Annotated in this window: 1 protein-coding gene; it reads right to left on the bottom strand. The window is 44.8% G+C overall.

From position 1 onward, the window contains the following. Positions 1-689: Ig-like domain-containing protein (locus tag R7Z47_RS24985; RefSeq protein WP_318130780.1), on the bottom strand; the 689-nt coding region annotated here is incomplete at both ends.

The following is a 689-nucleotide window of genomic DNA, read 5'->3' as shown; positions in this document are numbered from 1 at the left end:
TGTCGTTACCTAAGACGTTAATTATGGTTGGTGTGTCTTCGACTACATTTGTGCTGTCAGCCTTGATGTCGACTACTGGTGCAACCGTAAAGTCCACCGTTTGGCTAACGCTTTCACCGCTTGGGTCGGTAGCAGTAAACGTTAAGGTTTCTGAGCCGTTCCAGTCTGCTGTTGGTGAAATGGTCGCGATGCCATTTTCAATCGAAACCAACACGTTGCTATTGCCAGACACTGAGAATTCTAGCGCTGAGTCGCTATCTTTAAATGCGTCGTTTAAATCAATCGTGTAGGTCGCAAAGTCTTCCGATAACTCTTGATCTGCAATGGCATTTTCAACAGTCGGTGCATCGTTAACACGATTCACAATCAAACTATCACTGTCGCTAGCCGTTGGATTTACACCATCCGACACTGACGCGCTGACAGTCAGATCTTTAAGGTTAAGTTCATCATTGTTAACTGCATCGACGCCTGCTTGAGTCAACTTGACTTCATTGCCAACCAACACGAAGTAACCGTTTGAGTTATTTTCTAAAGAAACGGTTAATTGGTCTTCAGGCGTGTCAGTATCGCGAACCGTTAAGGTTGCGACTACCGTATCAGTGCTCACTGCATCTTCAGTGATGCTTTCTTCATCATCAACCTTGATGGTTGGCGCATCGTTAACACGATTCACAATCAAACTATCA

This window comes from Vibrio sp. 1641 (assembly GCF_033339995.1).
In the GTDB taxonomy this organism is placed as follows: domain Bacteria; phylum Pseudomonadota; class Gammaproteobacteria; order Enterobacterales; family Vibrionaceae; genus Vibrio; species Vibrio alginolyticus.
The sequence above is the reverse complement of the archived record's forward strand: the minus strand, read 5'-3'. Positions and strand labels throughout refer to the sequence as shown.